The sequence below is a fragment of the Mesorhizobium sp. CNPSo 4684 genome (genome assembly GCF_057784315.1).
Genome location: NZ_JBWLUX010000004.1, coordinates 198,310 through 215,650, shown reverse-complemented (window position 1 = coordinate 215,650; position 17,341 = coordinate 198,310). Strand labels below are relative to the sequence as shown.

13 protein-coding genes are annotated in these 17,341 nt (G+C 63.2%); 7 read left to right on the top strand and 6 right to left on the bottom strand.

Features of this window, described 5'->3' with window-relative positions:
* Positions 1 to 2: 2 nt before the first annotated feature.
* From ggt to AC04SG_RS05315, 3 genes are all read right to left on the bottom strand, one after another.
* Complete coding sequence (gene ggt, locus AC04SG_RS05325) at positions 3 to 1,742, bottom strand: gamma-glutamyltransferase (protein WP_488550185.1); 1,740 nt, start codon at positions 1,740 to 1,742, stop codon at positions 3 to 5.
* A 96-nt stretch (positions 1,743 to 1,838) separates the two neighbouring features.
* Entirely contained in the window at positions 1,839 to 3,131 is a 1,293-nt protein-coding gene (rhaI, locus tag AC04SG_RS05320) for an L-rhamnose catabolism isomerase (protein WP_488550184.1), read from the bottom strand.
* Between the two features lie 175 nt (positions 3,132 to 3,306).
* Entirely contained in the window at positions 3,307 to 5,409 is a 2,103-nt protein-coding gene (locus AC04SG_RS05315; RefSeq protein ID WP_488550183.1) for a bifunctional rhamnulose-1-phosphate aldolase/short-chain dehydrogenase, read from the bottom strand.
* A 184-nt stretch (positions 5,410 to 5,593) separates the two neighbouring features.
* Here AC04SG_RS05315 and AC04SG_RS05310 point away from each other — a divergent pair, with 184 nt between their 5' ends.
* The 7 genes from AC04SG_RS05310 to AC04SG_RS05280 all read left to right on the top strand — a co-directional run bounded on the left by AC04SG_RS05310 (position 5,594) and on the right by AC04SG_RS05280 (position 12,957).
* Entirely contained in the window at positions 5,594 to 6,397 is an 804-nt protein-coding gene (locus AC04SG_RS05310) for a DeoR/GlpR family DNA-binding transcription regulator (protein WP_488550182.1), read from the top strand.
* Between the two features lie 49 nt (positions 6,398 to 6,446).
* Positions 6,447 to 7,442 carry a rhamnose ABC transporter substrate-binding protein gene (gene rhaS / locus AC04SG_RS05305; protein WP_488550181.1) on the top strand — a complete coding sequence of 332 codons (996 nt, stop codon included), beginning with the start codon at positions 6,447 to 6,449 and terminating at the stop codon, positions 7,440 to 7,442.
* Positions 7,443 to 7,523: 81 nt separating this feature from the next.
* Positions 7,524 to 9,065: a sugar ABC transporter ATP-binding protein gene (locus AC04SG_RS05300; RefSeq protein ID WP_488550180.1), complete on the top strand. Its 1,542-nt coding sequence runs from the start codon at positions 7,524 to 7,526 to the stop codon at positions 9,063 to 9,065.
* Positions 9,062 to 10,039 (top strand): ABC transporter permease, encoded by a 978-nt coding sequence (locus tag AC04SG_RS05295; protein ID WP_488550179.1) that lies wholly within the window; start codon positions 9,062 to 9,064, stop codon positions 10,037 to 10,039. Before AC04SG_RS05300 ends, AC04SG_RS05295 begins: the two co-directional genes overlap by 4 nt.
* Positions 10,040 to 10,271: 232 nt before the next feature.
* The gene (locus AC04SG_RS05290; RefSeq protein WP_488550236.1) at positions 10,272 to 11,267 is read left to right on the top strand and encodes an ABC transporter permease; all 996 of its coding nucleotides are present in this window, start codon (positions 10,272 to 10,274) and stop codon (positions 11,265 to 11,267) included.
* Positions 11,267 to 11,584, top strand: a complete 318-nt coding sequence (gene rhaM, locus AC04SG_RS05285) for an L-rhamnose mutarotase (protein ID WP_488550178.1) — start codon at positions 11,267 to 11,269, stop codon at positions 11,582 to 11,584. The genes AC04SG_RS05290 and rhaM overlap by 1 nt, the downstream gene beginning before the upstream one ends.
* Positions 11,581 to 12,957, top strand: coding sequence for an FGGY-family carbohydrate kinase (locus AC04SG_RS05280; RefSeq protein WP_488550177.1), 1,377 nt, complete (start codon positions 11,581 to 11,583; stop codon positions 12,955 to 12,957). Before rhaM ends, AC04SG_RS05280 begins: the two co-directional genes overlap by 4 nt.
* On the opposite strand, the gene AC04SG_RS05275 is transcribed toward AC04SG_RS05280, so the two are convergent.
* From AC04SG_RS05275 to galE, 3 genes are all read right to left on the bottom strand, one after another.
* Positions 12,958 to 14,784 carry an alanine racemase gene (locus AC04SG_RS05275; protein WP_488550176.1) on the bottom strand — a complete coding sequence of 609 codons (1,827 nt, stop codon included), beginning with the start codon at positions 14,782 to 14,784 and terminating at the stop codon, positions 12,958 to 12,960.
* Positions 14,785 to 14,786: 2 nt separating this feature from the next.
* Positions 14,787 to 16,037, bottom strand: coding sequence for a D-amino acid dehydrogenase (locus tag AC04SG_RS05270; protein ID WP_488550175.1), 1,251 nt, complete (start codon positions 16,035 to 16,037; stop codon positions 14,787 to 14,789).
* A gap of 106 nt (positions 16,038 to 16,143) precedes the next feature.
* The gene (galE, locus tag AC04SG_RS05265) at positions 16,144 to 17,139 is read right to left on the bottom strand and encodes a UDP-glucose 4-epimerase GalE (protein WP_488550174.1); all 996 of its coding nucleotides are present in this window, start codon (positions 17,137 to 17,139) and stop codon (positions 16,144 to 16,146) included.
* Positions 17,140 to 17,341: the final 202 nt, after the last annotated feature.

Below are 17,341 nucleotides of genomic sequence, written 5' to 3'. Positions count from 1 at the left end.
ACCTAGTATCCTAGAGCCTCGCCGGATGCGGCGCGGCTGTCGATGGCGCCGTTGTAGCGGGCGCCGCCACCCTTCTCGATTTCCGCAAGGCTCTTGCCTCCGACAAGAATGCCGGCCGCCTGGCCCCAGGTCGAATCAGCGAGATCGAGGTGGTAGCCCATGCCGGCCAACAGCTTTTCGGTGTCGGGCGACAGGCCGAACGGTTCGACATAGATCGTATCGGGCAGCCACTGATGATGGATGCGCGGCGCGTCGATCGCCTCCTGGATGTTCATGCCGTGGTCGATGACGTTGACGATGGCTTCCAGCGTGATGGTGATGATGCGTGAGCCGCCAGGGCTGCCGATGACCATGAACGGCTTGCCGTCCTTGGCCACGACAGTCGGGCTCATAGACGACAGTGGCGTCTTCTTCGGCTGGATGGCATTCGCCTCGCCCTGGACCAGACCGTAGAGATTGGGCACGCCGGGCTTCTGGGTGAAATCGTCCATCTCGTTGTTGAGCAGGATGCCAGTGCCGTCGGCAACGACACCGGCGCCGAACGAGCCGTTCAGCGTGTAGGTGACCGCGACTGCGTTGCCGTCATTGTCGATGATCGAATAATGCGTCGTCTCGTTCGACTCGCCAAAGCCCTTCGGCATCAGGTCCTGAGAGACTCCCGCCCGGAACGGGTCGATCTTGTCGCGGATGCCCTTGGCGTACCCCTTGTCGAGCAGTTTCGAGACCGGATTGTCGACAAAATCGGGATCGCCAAGTGCCGAGTTGCGGTCAACATAGGCATGGCGCATCGCCTCGACCATGACATGCACAGTCTCGGCCGAGTCGGCGCCGAGATAGGATAGCGGGTACCCTTCCAGCACGTTGAGGATTTCGCAGATGATGACACCACCAGAGCTCGGCGGCGGCGAGGATGTGATCTCGTAGCCGCGATAGGTGCAGCTCACCGGCTTCAGTTCGCGCACGGCGTACTGCTCGAAATCGGCCTTGGCCAGAATGCCGCCCTTGGCGCCACTTGCCTTGACGATGGCATCGGCGATGGCGCCTTTGTAGAAGGCATCGGCGCCTTTTTCGGAAATGGCGGCGAGCGAGGCGGCAAGGTCGGGCTGGAGGAGACGCTCGCCGGCGCCATAGGGCTTGCCGTCCGGCTTCAGGAAGATGGCGGCCGCGGCAGGGTCCTTCGCCAGCCGCGCGGCATTGCTTGCGAATGAAGCAGCGTCACCCTGGTCGAGAACGAAGCCATCCTTGGCATAGGCAATTGCCGGCGCCATCAAGTCCTGGCGTGGCAGCGTGCCGTATTTTTCGCGTGCCATCTCGAAACCGGCCACAGAACCCGGCACGCCTACCGCGAGATAGCCATCAAGGCTGGCGCCCTTCACCGGCTTGCCATCCTTGTCGAGATACATGGTCTTGGTTGCCGCCAGCGGCGCGCGCTCGCGAAAGTCGAGGAAGGTCGATTTGCCGTCCTTGAAGCGTATGGTCATGAACCCGCCGCCGCCGATATTGCCGGCATTAGGGTAGAGGACCGCGAGCGCATAGCCGACTGCGACCGCCGCATCGACGGCATTGCCGCCCTTCTTCAGCACCTCGACGCCGGCTTCCGACGCTAAATGCTGGGCGGTCACGACCATGCCGTGCTCGCCTTTGGCCGGTTGCGGCGAAGCGGCCTGGAGCGCGGCGGATGGCGCGAGCGCAATTGCGAGCGAAAGGGTGACGCCAATCAGCGTCCGGCGGGTCAAGGGCATGGCGGTGCTCCAAGTGCAGTGTGCTAGGAAAGACCCTCAAAGCCGCCAAGTCCACCGCCAATGGGACTGGACCAGATCAATTAGGATGTCTGCCTGTCAGACGATCCCGCCGCTGCCGCCCGCAACCGCAGGCCGCTCCGCTGCGACCTTCGCCCTGTATCCTGCCGCACGATAGGCGGCGACCGGATCGATGGCGCCGCCGCTCTTCAGCCGCGCCATGGCCAGGATCGGCTCGACATCGGCGCGGTAGGCGCTTTTGAGCGTTTGCGTCGCCATCAGCGCGTCATTGCCGTCCTGGAAACCTTCCAGCGCCTTGCGGTCGACCAGCAGCGCCTGGGCATAGGCGCGCTGCACCTCGACCGCCGACAGCATCAGGCTTTCGATGGGGTCGGTGACGTTGTGGCTCTGGTCGAGCATGTGGGCGGGGTCAAAGCCTTCAGCGCCGGAGAGCTCGGCATCGACCAGTTCGTTGAAGACGAGGAACAGCCGGTAGGGGTCGATCGAACCGGCATCGAGATCGTCGTCGCCATATTTGGAATCGTTGAAGTGGAAGCCGCCGAGTTTTTTGAACTGGATCAGCCGCGACACGATCATCTCGATGTTGACGTTGGGCGCATGGTGGCCGAGGTCGACCAGGCAGAAGGCCTTGTCGCCGAGCTCCCTGGCGATAAGGTAGTTGGTGCCCCAATCCTGCACGACGGTGGAATAGAAGGCCGGCTCGTACATCTTGTGCTCGGTGAACAGTTTCCAGTCGGCCGGCAGGCCAGCGTAGATCTCCTTCATGGCGTCGAGATAGCGCTCGAAGGCTTTGGCGAAATTCACCTGGCCCGGGAAATTCGAACCGTCGCCGATCCACACCGTCAGCGCCTTCGAACCAAGCGTCTTGCCGATCTCGATGCATTCGAGATTGTGCTCGACCGCTTGCCGGCGCGTGCCGGCATCGGCATGCGACAGCGAGCCAAATTTGTAGGAGAGCTTCTGATCCCTGGCGTCGGAGAAGGTGTTGGAGTTCATGGCGTCGAAGCCGAGGCCGAACCGCGAGGCCGCCTGCTTCAGCCGGCTCGGGTCGGCCTTGTCCCAGGGGATGTGCAGCGAGACGGTCGGTGTCGCCTGCGTCAACTGGCTGATGACGGCGCAGTCCTCGATCTTGTCGAAGATGTCGCGCGGCTCGCCGGCGCCGGGAAAACGGGCAAAGCGGGTGCCGCCGGTGCCGACGCCCCAGGACGGGATGGCGACGGCGAATTTTTCGACCTTGTCGCGGATGGCGTCGATGGTGATGCCGCGCCGGTCGAGACGTTCGCCAAGCGAGGCGTAGTCGCGTTCGAGGTCGGGCTTGCGGGCGGCGTTACTCTTTTCCACGACGTCAGCCGAGATGATCAATTCGGACACTGCACTTCCTCCCAAATTCGTTTCGTCGGCGCCGCCCCTCACCCTTACCCTCTCCCCGTGAAGAACGGGGAGAGGGGGTCGCCAGCGTTGGAGCTAGACCCTTCTCCCCGTCTCTATACGGGGAGAAGGTGCCGGCAGGCGGATGAGGGGCTGCGCAGCCCTCAAAGACAATCGCCTAGCGCGTAAAGCTCTGCGCGTTGCCGGCGTCGACATTGATGATGTTGCCGGTGGATTTGGCCGACATGTCGGAGGCGAAGAAATAGATCGCTTCGGCGATGTCTTCCGGGAAGACCGAGCGCTTCAGCATCGAGCGCGAGCGGTAGTGCTCCTCCAGATCGTCGGTCGACATCTTGTAGGCGGCGGCGCGCTGTTCCTTCCACTCGCCGGTCCAGATTTTCGAGCCACGCAGCACGGCATCCGGATTGACGACATTGACCCGGATCTGCGCTTCCGCGCCCTCCAGCGCCAGGCAGCGGGCGAGATGGATCTCGGCGGCCTTGGCGGTGCAATAGGCGGCGGCGTTGGGCGAGGCGGCCAGGCCGTTCTTGGAGGCGACGAAGACGACATTGCCGCCGATCTTCTGGGCGCGGAACAGCCGGAAGGCTTCGCGCGAGACCAGGAAATAGCCGGTCGACAAGATGTCCATGTTCTTGTTCCACAGCGCCAGCGTGGTTTCCTCGATCGGCGCCGAGGACGCCAGGCCGGCGTTGGAGACCAGGATGTCGATGCCGCCGAACTCGACTGCCGTCTCGGCAAAACCTGATATGACCTGCTCTTCGGCAGTAACGTTGATCAGCACCGGGCGGACGAAATCCTTGCCATAGGCCTCGGCCAGCTCGTCGTTGGCGCTGGCGAGAGCGGCTTCATCGATGTCGGCCAGCACGACGCATGCACCCTCGCGCAGCAGCCGGTTGGCCGTTGCCCGGCCGATGCCGCCGGCGCCGCCGGTGACCAGTGCGATCTGGCCGGCTAACGACTTCGGCTTCGGCATGCGCTGTAGCTTCAGATCCTCGAGCAGCCAGTATTCGATGTCGAAAGCCTCCTGCGCGGGCAGGCCGACATAGGACGAGACGGTCGAGGCGCCGCACATGACGTTGATGGCGTTGACGTAGAATTCACCCGAGATGCGGGCCGTCGCCTTGTCGCCGGCGAAGGTGAACATGCCGACGCCGGGCATCAGGTAGACCACGGCATTGGGATCGCGGATGGCGGGCGAGTCCGGGTGCTTGCAGCTGTCGTAATAGGCTTGGTAGCCGACACGATAAGCGGCAATGTCATCGGCAAGGCGCGCGATGACCGCATCGACATCAGGCTTGGCCGGATCGAACTCGATCACCAGCGGCCGGATTTTTGTTCGCAGGAAGTGATCCGGGCATGAGGTGCCGAGTGCGGCCAGCGGGCGCAAATCCCTGGAGTTGACGAATTCGAGCACGGCGGGCTGGTCGTCGAAATGACCGAGCTTGTGGCCCTTTTCCGAGATCAGGCCGCGAATCCTCGGCATCAGTTTCGCCGCAATGGCGCGGCGCTCAGTGGCATCGAGCGACTTCACCGCCTCGCCGCCGAAGATCGCGAGACCCTCGGAGCGGCGCTCGAACCATTCGATCGCCTGGTTGATGACCGAAATCGTCGTCTCGTAGCATTCCTTGGGTGTGTCGCCCCAGGTGAACAGGCCGTGGCTTTCGAGAATGACGCCTTTGGCCTCGGGATGTTCGACGCAGAATTTTTCCAGCCACAGGCCGAGTTCGAAGCCCGGCCGCTTCCACGGCAGCCAGCCGATGGCGTCGCCGAAGATCTCCGTGGTCAGCGCTTTGGAGTCCTTGGCGGCGGCAATGGCGATGATGGCATCGGGATGCATGTGGTCGACAAAAGGCTTCGGCACATAGGCATGCAGCGGCGTGTCGATCGAAGCCGCGCGCGGATTGAGGTTGAAGGTGCAGTGGGGGAGGTAGCCCACCATCTCGTCCTCATGCGCGACACCACGATAGAGGCTTTTGAGCGCGCGGAGCTTGTCCATGTAGAGCGTGGCGAAGCCGTCAAGCTTGATCGAGGCGCTGTCGCCGCCCGAGCCCTTGACCCAGAGCACTTCGACCTCGGCGCCGGTGAGCGGGTCCTTCTGCCGGATCTTGGACGAGGTGTTGCCGCCGCCATAGTTGGTGACGCGCTTGTCGGAGCCGAGCGTGTTCGAGCGATAGACCAGAAGCTCAGGCCCGCTCATCCCTTCGGCTTTCGCATCGTCCCACAGATTGGCAAGGCGCGAGCCGGAGCGCTTGTCGAGCATGATTATCCTCCCTGGGACGCAAAAAGGCGCGATCCATTTTGCCGGAAATGTCTACGCAAGCACGCTGTTTGTCAATCACAAACGATCAATATCAATCATATTGCACTGCACAATGAAATTATATGATCGGAAATGATTGACACTGGTTGTTTTCTAGTGCCTCATGACCATGCAGGGAGGAACCATGCACGAAAAAGAGCGCCACAGGATCATTCTGTCCGCCGTCCAGGAAAAGCCTGTGGTGACGGTGCAGGAGATGGTCGACCTGACGGACTCGTCCGAGGCGACAATCCGGCGCGATATCGCAGCCCTTCACGTGCAAAAGCGCCTGCGCCGGGTGCGCGGCGGCGCCGAGGCAATCTCGCCGCCACAGTTCATCGGCCTCGCCGGCCGGCCCTTTTCCGTCAACGAAACGCTGAATGCGTCGCAGAAGCGGGCGATTGCGCGCGAAGCGGTGGAGCTCTGCACAGACGGCGAGCCGATCATCATCAATGGCGGCACCACCACCTTCCAGATGGTGCATTTCCTGACCGGATGCCGCATGCCGATCTTCACCAATTCGTTCCCGATCGCCGAGCATCTGCTCAAGCATTCGAAGAACACGGTGATGCTGTCGGGCGGCACGATCTACCGCGAACAGAACATCATCCTGTCGCCCTTCGACAATGACGTGACGCGCAATTTCTATGCACGCCGCATGTTCATGGGTGCGCAGGGGCTCGGCCCGCTCGGTCTGATGGAAGGCGACCCGCTTCTGATCCAGGCGGAGCAGAAGCTGATCGACCAGGCCGACGAGCTGGTGGTGCTGGTCGATTCCTCGAAATTCCGCCAGCGCTCCAGCCTGATCCTGTGCGGGCTGAAGCGCATCGCCACGGTCATCACCGATGACGGCATCGAGGATCGCGAAGCCAACATGCTGGAAACCGCAGGTGTGACGCTGATCGTCGCCCGCAAGTCGGCAAAGGAAGAATCTTCGCTGCAGGCCTGAGACCAACCGCAGCGACGATGGAATGCAACGCTCAAAGGGAGGAAATACAATGAGCTTCTTGAAGAAATTGATGGTGACCGCGGCATTCTCGGCCGCCATGTTCGTGAACGCCGCCTATGCCGAGAACGTCAAGATCGCGCTGGTGGTGAAGTCGCTCGGCAACGGCTTCTTCGACGCCGCCAACAAGGGCGCCGAAGAGGCGGCCAAGGAACTCGGCGATGTCGACATCATCTACACCGGCCCGACCAAGGCGACCGCCGAAGCGCAGATCGAAGTGGTCAATTCGCTGATCGCGCAGAAGGTCAACGCCATCGCGATTTCGGCCAATGACGCCGACGCGCTGGTGCCGGTGCTGAAGAAGGCGATGGAGCGCGGCATTACCGTCATCTCGTGGGATTCGGGCGTCGCCAAGGAAGGCCGCCAGCTGCATCTCAACCCGTCCGACACCGGCCTGATCGGCGAGACCATCATCAAGCTTGCCGCCGACTATCTGCCGGAAGGCGGCGAAGTCGCCATCCTGTCGGCTTCGTCGACCGCGACCAACCAGAACGCCTGGATCGAAGCGGCCAAGAAGGTGCTGCCGGAGAAATTCCCCAAGATCAAACTCGTCGCCACCGTCTATGGCGATGACGATTCGGCCAAGAGCACCGACGAAGCCAAGGGCCTGCTGAAATCCTATCCGAACCTCAAGGCGATCATCGCGCCGACCACCGTCGGCGTCGTTGCCGCCGCCCAGGTCGTCACCGACGCGAACCTGATCGGCAAGGTCAATGTCACGGGTCTCGCACTGCCGTCCGAGTTCAAGAAGTTCATCGACAACGGTGCCAGCCAGGCGGTTGCGCTGTGGAACCCGATCGACCTCGGCTACTCCGCCGTCTACCTCGCCCATGACCTGGCGGTGAAGAAGGAAGAGGCAAAGCCGGGCGCCACTCTGTCGATCGGCCGCGTCGGCAAGGTCACGCTCGACGACTCCAACTCGGCTGCGATGGCTCCGCCCTTCCAGTTCGACAAGTCGAACATCGAGAAGTTCTCCAAGATCTATTGATCCTGGCGCCTTCGATCTGACGCGGCGGGACCAAATCCCGCCGCGACTTTAAACGACCTTTTTTCAGGGCTTGATACGGAAATGGACACGACAGCCCAGCACGGCACGGTGAAGGAGGAGCCCCCAGCTCCGGCCCCGCGCCTGACGCTGTCCGGCGTCTCCAAGAGCTTTCCCGGTGTGCGCGCGCTGCACAATGTCAGCCTGTCGCTCTATCCGGGCCAGGTGACAGCGCTGATCGGCGAAAACGGCGCCGGCAAGTCGACGCTGGTCAAGATCATGACCGGCATCTACCAGCCCGACACCGGCACGATCAGCATTGACGGCCAGCCGGTGACCTTGCCCAGCGCGCATGCCGCCTTCGGCCATGGCGTCACCGCCATTCATCAGGAAACCGTGCTGTTCGACGATTTGAGCGTCGCCGAAAACATCTTTCTCGGCCACGCGCCACGTACGCGCTTCGGCACCATCGATTGGCGCACTATGCGCAAGAATGCGCGCGAAGTGCTCGACACCATGCATGCCGGCCATATTGATGCCGATGCACGGCTGAAGGACCTCGGCATCGCCAACAAGCATCTCGTCGCGGTGGCGCGCGCCATGTCGATCGACGCGCAGATCGTCATCATGGACGAGCCGACCGCGGCGCTCTCGATGAAGGAGATCGAGGAGCTTTTCCTGCTGATCGAATTCCTCAAGGAGGAAGGCAAGGCGATCCTGTTCATCAGCCACAAGTTCGACGAGATCTACCGCATCGCCGACCGCTACACGGTGTTCCGCGATGGCGAGATGGTCGGCGAAGGTCTGATCAAGGACGCCGGCCAGAGCCAGATCGTGCGCATGATGGTCGGCCGTTCCGTCGATCACATCTTTCCGCAGCGCAAGGCCGAGATCGGCGCGCCGGTGCTGTCGGTCTCCGGCCTGTCGCACCCGACCGAATTCAACGATATCGGCTTCGAGCTGCACAAGGGTGAGATCCTCGGCTTCTACGGCCTTGTCGGCGCCGGGCGGAGCGAGGTGATGCAGGCGATTTCGGGTATCACCCGCATATCCGGCGGCACTATCACGCTGGAAGGCAAGGCGATCGCGCCAAGATCGGCGGCGGATTCGATCGAGGCCGGCATCGTCTACGTGCCGGAGGAACGTGGCAAGCAAGGCGTGGTGATCGGCCTGCCGATCTTCCAGAATGTCTCGCTGCCTTCGCTCAAGCGAACATCCAAATCCGGCCTGCTGCGGCTGGCGGAAGAATTTTCGCTCGCCCGCTCCTACACCGAGCGGCTGGACCTGCGCGCCTCCTCACTCAGCCAGGATGTCGGCACGTTGTCGGGCGGCAACCAGCAGAAGATCGTCATTGCCAAATGGCTGGCGACAGCGCCCAAGGTGATCATCCTGGACGAACCGACCAAAGGCATCGATATCGGCTCCAAGGCCGCCGTGCACGGTTTCATGGCCGAGCTCGTGGCCCAGGGCCTGTCTGTGATCATGGTGTCGTCGGAACTGCCCGAAATCCTCGGCATGTCCGACCGCGTCGTGGTCATGCGTGAAGGTCTTGTAGCGGCGGTCTACGACAACAAGGGCCTCGACGCCGAAACGCTGGTCAGGACGGCAGCGGGGATCGCGGCATGAAGGCTCTCCTGAAATACCGCGAGATCTGGCTGGCGGCAGCCATCGTCGTTTTGATCGGCCTGATCTCGACACGCTTCCCGGCCTTTGCCGACCCCGGCAATCTCGGCCAGGTGTTCAACGACACCTCGATCCTGATGGTCCTGGCGCTGGGACAGATGGTTGTCATCCTGACGCGGTCGATCGACCTGTCGATGGCCTCCAACCTGTGCTTCACCGGCATGGTGGTGGCGATGCTGAACGCAGCGCATCCGGCGATCCCGATCCCTCTGCTGATCGCTATCGCGCTTGCCGTCGGACTGGTGCTTGGCGCCATCAACGGCCTGCTGGTGTGGCGGCTGAACATCCCTTCGATCGTGGTGACTTTGGGCACGCTGACCATCTATCGGGGCGCCACCTTCGTCCTGTCAGGAGGCGCCTGGGTCAATGCCGACAAGATGAGCCCGGAGTTCATCGGCTTCCAGCGCGCGGCTTTCCTCGGCATCCCGGTGCTGTCGTGGATCGCCATCCTGGTCATCGCACTGTTCTTCATCCTGATGACGCGCACCGCGCTCGGCCGCTCGATCTACGCCATCGGCGTCAACCCGACGGCGTCGGTCTATGCCGGCATTGATGTCGGTCGCACCAAATTCATCGTCTTCTGCATTTCCGGCATGATCGGTGGTCTCTCTGGCTATCTCTGGATTTCGCGCTATGTCATCGCGTCGGTCGAGGTCGCCAATGGCTATGAGCTCAACATCATCGCCGCCTGCGTCATCGGCGGCATCTCGATCGCCGGCGGCATCGGCTCGGTCGGCGGCGCGGTGCTGGGCGCGCTGTTCCTCGGCATTATTTCCAACGCACTGCCGGTCATCAACATCTCGCCCTTCTGGCAGATGGCGATTTCGGGCAGCGCCATCATCCTGGCCGTCGTGCTCAACGCGCGTGGCGAACGCCAGCAAGGTCGTATCATCCTGCGGAAAGCGGAGGCGGCATGAGCGGTACTTTGCTTCGTTTCCCCGGAAAGATCGGACTGTTGCCGTCCGCAACAGTCCTGTTTTCAAAGTCAGCGCTGCCCCTCACCCTTACCCTCTCCCCGTATAGAGACGGGGAGAGGGGGGCGCCAGCGTTGGAGCTCCTCCCTTCTCCCCGTCACTATACGGGGAGAAGGTGCCGGCAGGCGGATGAGGGGCAGCGCCAAGGTTGCAAGGGTGTCGCCACATGACCGACATCACCAACACCCCTTCCCCGCGCCACATCCCCGACCGGCTCGACAAGCCGCTCTCCTCGGCGATCTTTTCCTGGGAGGCGCTGCTGGTCGTGGTGGCGGTCGCGATCTTTGCCGTCAACAGTTTCGCCTCGCCCTATTTCCTCGACGCCTACTCGCTGTCGGATCTGACCTTCAATTTCACTGAGAAGGGCCTCATCGCCTTTGCCATGGCGCTGCTGATTATTTCGGGCGAGATCGACCTTTCGGTCGCCGCTATCATCGCGCTCGCCTCGACCATGATGGGCATGGCGGTGCAGGCCGGCGCGGACACACCTGTGCTGGTGCTGATCGGCATCCTCGTCGGGCTCGGCTGCGGCGCCTTCAACGGGCTATTGGTGACCCGACTTGGCCTGCCATCCATCGTCGTCACCATCGGCACGATGAGCCTGTTTCGCGGCATCGCCTTCATCATCCTCGGCGACCAGGCTTACAAAGGTTATCCCGAGAGCTTCGCGTTCTTCGGCCAGGGTTACGTCTGGTGGGTGGTGTCGTTCGAGCTGGTGCTCTTCCTCATCGCGGCGATGATCTACTGGTTCCTGCTGCATCGCACCAGTTTCGGCCGCCGCGTCTTCGCCATCGGTAACAATCCGGTCGCCGCACAGTTTTCCGGCGTGCGCGTCGACCGCATCAAATTCATCCTGTTTTGCCTGACCGGGCTGATGGCGGGCATCGCCTCGGTGCTGATCACCTCGCGTCTCGGCTCGACGCGGCCGTCGATCGCGCAGGGGTATGAGCTCGAAGTCATCACCATGGTGGTGCTCGGCGGCGTCAGCATTCTGGGCGGCTCCGGCAGCATTTTGGGCGTCGTGCTCGCCGCCTTCATCATGGGGCTGGTGACCTTCGGGCTCGGCCTGCTCAATGTACCCGGCATCGTCATGTCGATCTTCATCGGCCTGTTGCTGATCATCGTCATCGCGCTGCCGATCGTCTGGCGGCGGCTGCGTGGTGTCAGCTGATGCCTGAGAAATACGCCTTCAAGATGCAGCTTAAGCCCGGCATGAAGGCCGAGTACCAGAAGCGCCATGACGAGATCTGGCCGTCGCTGGTCGCGCTGCTGAAGCAAGCCGGCGTCTCCGACTATTCGATTCATCTCGACGATGAGACCAACATCCTGTTCGGCGTGCTGTGGCGGCGCGACGATCATGGGATGGCCGACCTGCCGAAACATCCGGTTATGCAGCGCTGGTGGGCCCACATGGCCGACATCATGGAAACGAAGCCCGACAACGAGCCGGTGGCCGTGCAGCTGGAAACAGTGTTCCATATGGCATGAGTGGGCTGCGCCACATCGCCGTCATCGACATCGGCAAGACCAACGCCAAGGTGGCGCTGGTCGATCTCGTCACGCTGAGCGAGGTGGCTTTGCGCCGGATGGCCAATGCGCCGCTGCGGCAGCCGCCCTACCCGCATCACGATGTCGAGGCGCTGTGGACATTCATCCTCAACAGCCTGGCCAGCCTCAATCGCGAGCAGCGCATCGACGCCATTTCGATCACCACCCATGGCGCAACAGGTGTGCTGGTCGACGCTTCTGGTGAACTGGTGCTGCCGGTGCTCGACTACGAGTTCGACGGACCCGACAGGCTGGCGGCGGAGTATGACGCGATCCGTCCGCCCTTCACTGAAACCGGGACTCCGCGTCTACCCCTCGGCCTCAATCTGGGTGCGCAATTCTTCTGGCAGCAGAAGCGTTTTCCCTCGGAATTCGCCAGGGCCGCCGCGATGCTGATGTACCCGCAATACTGGGCGCTACGCCTGACCGGCGTCGCCGCCAATGAGGTGACCTCGCTCGGCTGCCACACCGATCTGTGGGATCCGTGGACAGCCGATTTTTCGTCGATGGTCGACAGCCTGAAATGGCGCAGCCTGATGGCGTCGGTGCGGTCGGCCAGGGATCGCCTCGGGCCGATCCTGCCGGCGCTTGCCGCGCGAACCGGGCTTGGTGCGCAGACGCCAGTCTTTTGCGGCTTGCACGATTCCAATGCCTCGCTGCTGCCGCATCTTCTCTCCGACAAGCCGCCCTTTTCCGTCGTCTCGACCGGCACCTGGGTGGTGTCGATGGCCGTCGGCGGCAGGGAGATTGCACTCGATGCGGCGCGCGACACGCTGGTCAATGTCAGCGCGCTGGGCGCTCCCGTACCCTCGGCGCGCTTCATGGGTGGCCGTGAGTTTTCCCTGCTGACCAAGGACAAACCGCAGGATTGCAGCGGCAGCGATGTGCTCGCCGTTCTGACAAGAAAAATGCTGCTTTTGCCGTCGACGCAGCGGGGATCGGGGCCGTTCCCGCACCATGCCGCGGCATGGCTCGATGCCGACGGCATCAGCAAGGGCGAGCGCTTCGCCGCCATCTCGTTCTATCTGGCGCTGATGACGGCGACCTGCCTCGAGCTGATCGGCGCCGATGGCCCGACCACCGTGGAAGGACCCTTTGCCCGCAACCGCCTCTTTGTCGGCATGCTGGCCGCGGCGACCGCGCGTATCGTCATCGCCTCCGAGGCGGCCACCGGCACCAGCATCGGAGCGGCGCTGCTGGCGACGGATCAGGTAGTAGCGCACGGCAAAGGCGAGAGAATAGAACCGCAAACCGACCCGCTTTGGGCAGACTATGTCACCGCATGGCGCGCGGCGGTGGAAGCGCAGGGCTGATCACAGAATCCGCTTGCCGAAGGCCGACATGACGAAGTTGACGACATCGGTAGCGATCCTTGGCTCCAGATCGGCGACCAGCCCGGAAACATTCATCGACAGCAGCCCGCCGGAGAGCGCGATCGCCTCCATCGCCTGATGCGTTTCGCGCACCGTCAACCCGCCAGAGCCCTCCGCCCAGCCCGCGAATTCAGTGGCCGTGGGCGAATAGCTGACGTGAAACCCTTGCGTGCCTGACGTCGCGATGCGGATCGCCTCATGCATGAGGTCGCGGATGCCCATGGCGTCGATGTCGGTCATGGTGAAGGCCGAGACACGCGAATCCTTCAGCACCCGCGCTTCGGCCGGATCGGCGTGGCGCAGGCCGATGATGACGACATTTTCCGGCGACAGCTGCGGCTGCAGCGCGCCGGCCTTGTGGTCGAGACCTAGTGTACGCGCCAGCACAGAGGCTTCCGGCAGATCTCTGCCCTCTCCATCCTCCGGCATCAGCGCGGCGATGGAATCGATCCAGATCAGGCCGAAGGAATGCGTGGCGCGCGCCGTCGCGGTCAGTGCCTTGTGGGCGATGCGGCGATCGGCGCCGGCAGCGAGCCGGATCAAGCCCGATGGCGGGCGCTCGACATCGGCGAGTTCCACCACATCGAAATTCATCGCCTCCAGCCGCGCGCCGGTTCCCTCTCGCGCAAGGATGCCGGCGGCTTCTTGTTCGGCCGAGATCGACACCATCTTGCGGCCGGAGAAATCCGCCACGTCGTGCATCGGCGCCTTCTCGACATATTCCGAGGTCATCGCCAAAAGCATGGCGCCATAGTTCATGCGGAAGGCGACGCGGTCACCGACGGCGGGGCGCGGATCGGCGTCCTGCACGTCGAGCAGCAGGTGGTCGCTGGAGGCGCCGAGTACGCGTATGCCCTTGGCAATCGGCGTCAGCCCTTCGACCAGCACATCTTCGCGGCCGATATTGGCGATGGCGCGCAATCGGTCGCCTTCGTCGGCGAAGACCGGCTGGTTGCCGAAGGCGTCGTAGCCGGACGTGCCTATGGGTCGTGATGGCTTGAGCTTGACCTCGATGATATCGCTGGTCAGCCGGCAGGCATCAGGTTCGAGTTCCGGCCACGGCACGTCGCGGAAGGTCTCGATGCCGCCTTGCAGGATCGCCTCGCCGACCCTGAGATTGTTGATGCCGGCGGGAAGCTTGCCTTCAAGCAGCAGCGTCAGCGACGACGAGGCGCCGCCCGAAATGAAGTCGAGGCTTTTGCCGGACAGGCGCTCGGTCTTGTAGGCATGGGCGACAAGCTGGCCGAGATTTTCCGGCGTCGGCATGATGGCGCCAAAGCAGCCGAGATTGGTGCCGATGCCAGCAATGCGCACGCCCTTGAACGCCAGGATTTGCTCGACGGTCGGGATCAGGTCGCTCGGCCAGATACCCTCTCGGAGGTCGCCCAGATCGATCATCAGCATGATGTCGTGGATGCGGCCCATGCGCTCGGCGATGCGCGATATCTCGCGGATCGTGGTCAGCTCCGACTGCAGGCTGATGTCGACGGTGCGCACCAATTCTTCGACGCGCGCCATCGGTGGACTGCGCAGCAGCATGATCGGCGCGCTGATGCCGCTGTCACGTAGCCGGCGGATGTTTTCAAAGCGAGATTCGGCGATGCCGGCAACACCGCCGCGCAGCATGGCGCGCGCCACCTGCGGCATGCCGCACGTCCCCTTGGTGACGCCGAACACCTTGATGCCCGACAGCGCGCAGCGATCGACGATGGTGCGCGCATTGCGCTCGATGCGGCCAAGGTCGATGGCGACTTGCGGTCCCGACATACCTAGCCTCCGTAGACCAGACCTTGCGGGTCGATCTCCGGCTTGCGGCCAGCGACGAGGTCAGCCAGGAACTTCCCGGAGCCGCACGCCATGGTCCAGCCGAGATGGCCGTGGCCGGTGTCGAGATAGAGGTTTTTGTATCGCGCCTGACCGATGACCGGCACGGAGTTCGGCATCATTGGCCGCAGACCCGCCCAGAGCACGGCCTTCTTCTCGTCGAAGGCGCCGGGAAACAGGTCCTTGCCGGTCCGGAACATGGCGGCGAAGTCGCTTGGACGATGGGTGCGATCGAAGCCGGTGAATTCGGCGGTTGAAGCCAGCCGCAAGCGGTTGCCCAGCCTGGAATAGGCGATCAGTTGGTCCTCGTCGGCGCCGCCCATGGTCGGACCCTTGCTTTCGTCCTCCAGCGGAATGGTCGCGGTGTAGCCCTTCACCGGATAAACCGGCAAGTCGATGCCGTAGCGGCGGCCGAGCACACCGCTCTCCGGCCCCATGGAGATGACCACGGCATCACCTGCGATGGGACCGGCCGAGGTCATCACTGCACGTACGCGGTCGCCGTCGATATCGAGTCCTTCGACCGTGGTGTCGAACAGGAATTTGACGCCAAGCTTTTCGCGCGCATAGGCGGCGAGATTGTCGACGAACAGCCTGGAATCGCCCGTCTGGTCGATCGGCGAATAGACACCGCCGGCGATCTTTTCCTTCACGCCGGCGAGGCCCGGCTCCAGTTCGATCAGCCGGTCGCGGCCGACGATCTCGATCGGCAGGCCGTGCTCGGCCAGATAGCGATAATTGTCGGTGCCGGTGTCGAGACTGTGCTGCGAGCGGAAGAAATAGAGGATGCCCTTCTTGCGCTCGTCATAGTGGATGCCGGTGTCGGCCGAGATGGCATTGATGCAGTCTCGCGAATAGAGCGCCAGCCGCAACTTGACGCGGCTGTTGGCGCGCAGGCGGGTCGCCGTGCATTGGCGCAGGAAGCGCAGGCTCCATGCGAGGAAATAGGGATCGAAGCGCAGCCTGACCTTGATGCCGAGATCATGGTTCCACAGCGCGCGCAAAAACGTCTTGAGCGCCGCCGGCGAGGCCCAGGCGGTGGCGTCGCCGGGCGAGACCAGGCCGGCATTGGACTGGCTGGTGCCGCGCGCCGGCGCCGGATGCCGCTCGACCACGGTGACCTCGTGGCCGTCGGCGGCCAGATAATAGGCAGCCGCCGTACCGACAACGCCGGCCCCGAGCACCGTTATCCTCATGCCACCCCCCCAAAGCTCTTCGCGGCGAAGCGCCTCCACGCTTTGCTTGCGAATGCCTTCAATAGCGCTTCGCCGCGCGCCTTGCGAGCCCTTGGGCGGACCTAGCTCAGCCCCGCGCTGAGTTCTTGCCGGTCAGGATGCGCTCCCAGGCGAGCGCATCAGTGACGATCTGATCGAGATCGTCGCGTTGCGGGGTCCAGCCGAGTTCGGCGCGGGCAAGATCCGAATTGGCGACCACGGCGGCGGCGTCGCCCGGACGGCGGTCGCCCATCTTGACCTCAAAATCCCGGCCGAAGGCGCGGCGCACGCTGTCGATGACCTCGAGCACTGAATAGCCATGGCTGTAGCCGCAATTGGCGACGAGGCTCTGCCCCCCGGCGCGCAGCCGCTCCAGCGCCAGGCGATGCGCCGCGGCCAGGTCACTGACATGGATGTAGTCGCGCATGCAGGTGCCGTCCGGCGTGGGATAGTCGGTGCCGAACACCTGCATGAAGGGACGCTTGCCGAGCGCGGTCTCACAGGCGACCTTGATCAGATGAGTGGCGCCCGGGGTCGACTGGCCGGTGCGGCCCTTGGGATCGGCGCCGGCGACATTGAAATAGCGCAACGCTGTGTAGCGCAAGGGGTGCGCGAGCGCCGCATCGCGCAGCATCCATTCGCTCATCAGCTTGGACAGGCCGTAGGGCGATTCCGGTGCCAGGCGGGCATCCTCGCGCACCGGCTCCAGCCCCGCGCCGCCATAGACGGCGGCGGTGGAGGAGAAGATGAAATGCGGCACGCCGTCACGCACCGCGGTTTCGATCAGCGTGCGGGTCTTCGAGGTGTTGTTCTCGTAGTAGGCGAGCGGATCGACAACCGATTCGGGAACCACGATCGAGCCGGCGAAATGGATGATCGCGTCGACCTTGTTGTCCCGGATGATCTGGCCGACCAGTTCCCTGTCGGCGACATCGCCGACAACCAGCTTGGCCTCCGGCGCCACCGCCCATTCGAAGCCGGTGGAAAGCCGGTCGAGCACGACGACGCTTTCACCGGCGTCCAGCAGTTCCCAGACCATGTGGCTGCCGATGTAGCCGGCGCCGCCTGTCACCAAAACCGTCATTCCGTATCCTCGCTATTCAAGATTTATCGGAAACTGTCTCAAATGCCGCCTTACTGGAAAGACCGCCGCAGGGCTATACAAGACCGGTGTGTTAAGTCCGTAACAGTCTCAGCAGCCCAAGGCATCGTAGTGAAACAAAGTTGATGCACATCAAGGGAATAAGCCACGATCCCGGATCGTTAGGAACAGTGGCGGGGCGTGG